Here is a 5,941-nt window from a genome sequence, read left to right as displayed (position 1 = left end):
TTTTAGCCGCTCTTCAGCATACATTTTCTTTAAACGGCGATTTTCATCTTCAAGCTCTTTCATTCGTGTCATTAAAGGCGCATCCATGCCGTCGTATTTAGCGCGCCATTTATAAAAGGTTGAGTTCCCCATACCATGTTCACGGCATAGCTCAGGGATCGGCACGCCGTTTTCTGCTTGTTTTAAAATGGCAAGGATTTGACTGTCTGTAAAATGTGCTTTTTTCATAATTTTCTCCTGTCTTTACAATAAGAGAAAATTCCATATTTGGCTTCTATTATTTTTTGGGAGAATTACCGCTTGTGTTTAAATAGTTACCTTAAACTACTTCGCATACTTTCAAATAGTCATCGCATACGTCTGTAAAACCTTAAAGTATATGTTGATAAAGTTGCGTAGTACTTCCCCAAAAGGACAAGCCTACATGGCTTTGACCTAAAATCGCTAATAAACTAAATGATCGAACTAGAAGGATATTAAACTATTTAACTCCTAATGATATTATTTAAAACATGTTGCACTGACCACCTGATATCACCCTGACCTTAGTTAGTATTACTTTTTGAATTCGTGATTTAGCGTTTTTTCATCTATTTTTACTTACCCCGTTCAAATTCATCCAAAGTAATCCCTTGCTACTTAGTAATTGCTTTATATTTCCATCTGTAAAGTGAATTGTTGGTCACGCGAAGAGGCTTAGCAGCTTTTACAGTACTGTAGCCTCGCTCTTTTATTATTAAAATAGCTTTATCTTTAAAAGCTTCTGGGTAGCTTTTGTATTACTTTTTTAACTTATATTTTTTCTTTAATTTATTGGCATTAATGCCAATAAATGAAGCGTCCAATTAAATTAGACCCAAACAACTATTGAGATGAGACTTCTTTATGTATTCCTTTCGAAATTTATATCCGTAAATATGTTTATCATATTAGCAAAGCAAACCTAGTCACTATTACTAGCTTATTTTAAAATAACTTTTTATCTTAAGTGACTGAAAAAAAATAATTTTTTAAATTATCCTTACATTTGCTAAATGAATAATTATCTGTGAATATAAATTCCATCGAATCAGAGGGCGGCAATAAAAACCCTCTTTAAAAGTTAAATAATTTGGAGTTTACTATGACGCTTAATGAATATTTTAGTAGTTACTATGCATTAATCTGCGATGGTAGCTTAGATGATCTAGAGGATTATTTTTGTTCTGGCTCCCCTTTATTTAATGCAACTAAGCAACAGTTTGAAACACTAAGAAAGCAATTTGATTTTAAGTTTACTTTGCAAAATGTTGCATTAATTGCAAAGCAAGACGACTTATTAGTTGTAAGGGATGTAGTTAATTTTAAAGCAGAGATAGATGGTAAAGCTATAGATAAAGTGTCGAGCAATTTACATTCGCTAGTAAAAGAGTCAGGTGAATGGAAATTACATTGTAGTACACCACTACCTGAGGCAATGGCGTAAATATGTCTGATTTATTTCGTAAAGAAGCGATTGACCATCAAGGACAAAAACTTGATGGGGAAGTAACTATAGCAACTCATATGTCTTTTAAATGGATCCTGGGTTTAATTTTAGGAATTGTTGTTGTTGGCTTTACATATCTTGTATTAGGTGAATACCACCGAAAAGAAGTTGTTTCCGGTTATTTGCGGCCAACAACAGGGCTATCTAAAGTCTACCCTTTAACAACCGGTGTTATTGATGAAATTTTTGTTGAAGAAGGGGAGCATGTCGCAAAAGGGCAGTTATTAGCACGGATACGCATAGAAAGGTTACTGGCCTCAGGCAACGACATTAATGATGTGATTGTGAGTGAGTTAACCAAGCAAAAGCAATTTTTAAATGAAAACTTACAAAATCAAAAGTTATTAGCTGAAGTGAGTCTTGAAAAATTAGAATCTCAAATAGCGAGTACGACTTTTCAGGTGGAGCAGGCCCAAAAACAGCTGACATTATTAGAAAAACGAGTTGTTTTGAGTAAGAAGAGAGTTGCTGATACGGAGTCGCTCATAGAAAAACAATTTGCTTCTAATGCTGATTTAGAGACGGTAAAAGATAATTATTTTGCGATTCAGCAACAAGCAGAAGATTTAGAAGCGCGTTTACTCACGCAAAAAGAGTTACTCAGTCAGTACCAGTTTGAATTAATACAAATGCCGATGAATCAACAAGAGATTGAATCACAGCTACGTTCTCAATTAGCTAATATAAATCAGCAGATTAGCCAAGCTGAATCACAAGGTAGTTATGATGTTCGTAGCCAGCGTAGTGGACGCATTAGTAACTTGTTGGTTAAACCTGGAATGATGGCGCAATCAAATTACCCATTGATGGCTGTTTTACCAGAGGACACAAAATTAGAAGCCGTTCTTTTTGTACCCACAAGAGCATATGGATTTGTGCAGAAAGGACAAGGTACACGCATTCGTTATCAAGCATTTCCGTACCAACGCTTTGGTATATATGATGGAGTAATAAAAAGTGTATCTAAATCAATACTTTTACCAAATGAGACTGCTTTACCCGTGTCGCTTCAAGAGCCTATGTACCAGGTGGTAGTTGAGCTAACAAATCAAAATGCGCAAGCTTATGGGGCTTCAGTTCCTTTACAAGCAGGCATGTTACTAGAGGCCGACATTATGGTAGATAGTCGTTCGCTGTTTGAGTGGTTATTTGAGCCAATATATAGCATTAAGGGAGCAGTATAATGGAAAACCCAATGCATTTATTAAGATTTAGTGGAGTAAAAAGACTTCCAGTAATCTTACAAACAGAAGCAGCTGAATGTGGATTAGCAAGTATTGCAATGGTTGCTGCGTATTATGGATATAAAACTGACTTAACAAGTTTACGTCAAGAGCATGAAATATCTTTGAAAGGTGCCAACCTTGAAGAGCTGATGCAAATAGCAGATAAGTTGAAGCTGAGTTCTCGTGCTTTAAGATTAGATTTAGACCATTTATCGCAGCTTAAAACTCCCTGCATTTTACACTGGGATATGAATCATTTTGTAGTACTTAAAAAGGTAACTAAAAAGTCAATTGAGATACACGATCCGGGTTTAGGTGAACGCAAATATACAATGGAAGAGTTTTCTAAACACTTCACGGGTGTTGCATTGGAATTGAGCCCAACAGAAGAGTTTAAGTCAGAAGATTCACGTGTAAATTTAAAGTTATCTGATTTTTGGAGCAAGGTCACAGGTTTAAAGTCAACGTTAGGTAAAGTGTTTGTTTTATCACTATTACTGCAAGCATTTGCAATAGCGAGCCCTTACTACATGCAGCTTGTAGTTGATGAAGTGATTTTAAGCTACGACCAAAATCTACTCGCTATTTTAGCAATTGGATTTGGCTTGTTGATGGGAATAGAAATGGTCACGGGAGCTGTACGGAGTGTTTTATTATTGCACTTTGGTAATTTAATGAGCATACAGCTTGGTGCCAATCTATTTCATCATTTAATCAGATTACCATTACAGTATTTTGAAAAACGGCATATAGGTGATGTCGTCTCTCGGTTCGGCTCACTGCAACAAGTAAAGGAGTTACTTACTAAAGGAGTAATAGAGGCGGTTATCGATGGTGTGATGGCTATCGCAACACTTATTATGATTTTTTTATACAGCCCAAAGCTCAGCGTCATCGTTTTAATAGCGATAGCCATTTATGCCGTGTTTAGAATTGCAATGTATCGTCCACTTCGTCAAATGTCAGAAGAGGTAATAGTAAACCAAGCCAAAGAGCAATCGAACTTTATGGAAACCGTTAGAGGTATCCAAACGATTAAACTGTTTGGGCGAGAAGTTCAAAGACAAAGTGTATGGCATAACAAGTATGCAGACAGTTTGAACTCAGGAATACGTGTAGGACACTTAAACATAGGCTACGAAGCATTTAATAAAATTATCTTTGGTCTTGAAAATGTTCTAGTTATTTACTTTGCAGCCATGCTGGTCATGGAAGGTGATTTAACGGTCGGTATGTTGTTTGCCTTTATGGCTTATAAACGCCAATTTGTAGAAAAAATGGCGAGCTTAATCGAAAAAATAATCGAATTTAAAATGCTTAGCCTTCATTTTAACCGCCTAGCTGATATTTCTTTAACTGAGAAAGAGCAAAATATTCAAGGCAAAATGAGTGGTAAGAAAATCAGTGGCAACATAGAGCTTAAAGGCATTAATTACCGATACAACAAAAAAGAAGCACCGGTATTTAAACACCTAGACCTATCAATTAAAGCCGGAGAGTCAGTCGCCATTATTGGCCCGTCGGGTTGCGGTAAAACCACACTTGCAAAGTTAATGCTTGGATTGTTTGAACCCGACGAAGGAAAGATTGAAGTAGACGGTATTGATATTAGACAGCTAGGACTTGGTCAATATAGAACGCAGATTGCAGCTGTAATGCAGGACGACCAGCTTCTATCAGGCTCAATAGCTGACAATATATCGTTTTTTGACCCAGAGCTCGATATGCAACAAGTTGAATGGGCGGCTAAAATTGCAGCTATAGATAACGATATTTTACAAATGACAATGGGCTACAACACACTTGTTGGTGATATGGGAGCTGCGTTATCGGGCGGGCAAATACAGCGTTTATTACTTGCAAGAGCTTTGTACAGAAAACCTAAAATTCTGTTTATGGATGAAGCAACAAGTAACTTAGACACAAAGCTAGAGTTTTCAGTAAACGAAGCCGTTAAAAATTTAGATGTGACACGCATTATTATTGCACATAGGCCTGAAACAATAGCCAGTGCAGATAGAGTTATAGAGCTTAGATATGGTGAAGCAATAGAAGTAGATAAGCCAGATTTAGGTTCAAGAACTAAAGCTATAAAGAAAATAAATAGCTTAAATATTGAAAATGAAGAGTTTATAGATACAAGTTCAGATGGCAGTTTTTTAATAAGTTAATTAATAAAAAAGGAGAAATAAATGAAAGAGTTAAATGTTGTTCAATTAGAGAAAATAAATGGTGGTTGTGATGTAGCAGTAGATAGATCTCCACCTACTTTTATAGAGATTATTTTAGACCTCATTGCTAGATAAAAATGAAAATAATGAAGAATATAAATGGAGCTCAAATAAACAACGTCAATGGTGGTATGTCTATAAATCCAGCCTTTATTGGCCTTGCAATATTTATATTATAAAAAATTATGCTTCGATTGTAGCGTAGATAAATTAAAGCGTTGGAGATTAAAAGTGAAATTATTAAATTGTACAGAAAGCTTAGAAGCAACAGGTGGTGCAGTTTCTACTGGAAGCAGACCAGTAATATGTGGCCCTATTGAAATACCAAAATTTAATCAGACTTACTAAAACACAATAAACTTAAAATAGGAAAATATCATGAATGAATTGAACATAATGCAAGTGAAAGAAGCTAATGGTGGCATTGTAGATGGTGGTTGTGTAATTGGACCTAAAGTCCCAACTATTCCAAAGATTTTTCAATAGGAGAGGTATATGAAAACATTAAATATAGTTCAGTTGGAAGTAGTGAGTGGTGGTGTTTCAACGGTTTATCATGAGGGTGCATGGCTGCAAGCCATTAGAGATCTAATGAATCAACTTAAATAATATAAATAGGTAGCCAATAAAAATGAAAGAATTAAATACGCATCAAGTAGAGCAAGTTAATGGCGGTAACCCACTAGCAATAATGTTTCTAGCTGGTTTGGCAGGTGGTTATATTTACGAAAAACTTCAATAATAAGGAATAAAGATGCAAGAACTTAACGCAGTACAGTTAGAAGAAGTGAATGGTGGTAATGCACTTTGGGCAGCATTTAAAGCTGGTTGGGAACTAGGGCGTTTAATCGCGAAGTAATAACACTAATTGAAAAGGATATAAAAATGAAAGAATTAAATACGCATCAAGTAGAGCAAGTTAATGGCGGTAACCCACTAGCAATAATGTTTCTAGC

The 5,941-nt window shown here is 35.6% G+C and carries 4 protein-coding genes and 1 pseudogene; 3 read left to right on the top strand and 2 right to left on the bottom strand.

Annotated features, from left to right (window positions below; genetic code table 11):
- Both NRL14_RS20550 and NRL14_RS21110 read right to left on the bottom strand, forming a co-directional pair.
- Positions 1-228, bottom strand: a 228-nt coding sequence (locus NRL14_RS20550; RefSeq protein ID WP_306725492.1) for a transposase, incomplete at its 3' end; no start/stop codon positions are given.
- A gap of 407 nt (positions 229-635) precedes the next feature.
- Positions 636-764, bottom strand: a pseudogene (locus tag NRL14_RS21110) (hypothetical protein); the annotation flags it as partial.
- Positions 765-1,123: 359 nt separating this feature from the next.
- On the opposite strand from NRL14_RS21110, the gene NRL14_RS20545 reads away from it, so the two are divergent.
- Genes NRL14_RS20545 through NRL14_RS20535 form a run of 3 tightly spaced genes read left to right on the top strand, consistent with a single transcriptional unit; the run spans position 1,124 to position 4,925 of the window.
- Positions 1,124-1,465 carry a hypothetical protein gene (locus NRL14_RS20545; RefSeq protein ID WP_096794047.1) on the top strand — a complete coding sequence of 114 codons (342 nt, stop codon included), beginning with the start codon at positions 1,124-1,126 and terminating at the stop codon, positions 1,463-1,465.
- A 2-nt stretch (positions 1,466-1,467) separates the two neighbouring features.
- Positions 1,468-2,712 (top strand): HlyD family secretion protein, encoded by a 1,245-nt coding sequence (locus NRL14_RS20540; RefSeq protein ID WP_306725491.1) that lies wholly within the window; start codon positions 1,468-1,470, stop codon positions 2,710-2,712.
- A complete protein-coding gene (locus NRL14_RS20535) occupies positions 2,712-4,925 on the top strand; it encodes a peptidase domain-containing ABC transporter (RefSeq protein ID WP_306725490.1) in 2,214 nt (737 codons plus the stop codon). The genes NRL14_RS20540 and NRL14_RS20535 overlap by 1 nt, the downstream gene beginning before the upstream one ends.
- Positions 4,926-5,941: the final 1,016 nt, after the last annotated feature.

Source organism: Pseudoalteromonas sp. 20-92, assembly GCF_030847595.1.
Lineage (GTDB): Bacteria > Pseudomonadota > Gammaproteobacteria > Enterobacterales > Alteromonadaceae > Pseudoalteromonas > Pseudoalteromonas fuliginea.
This window is presented reverse-complemented; position numbering and strand designations above follow the sequence as displayed.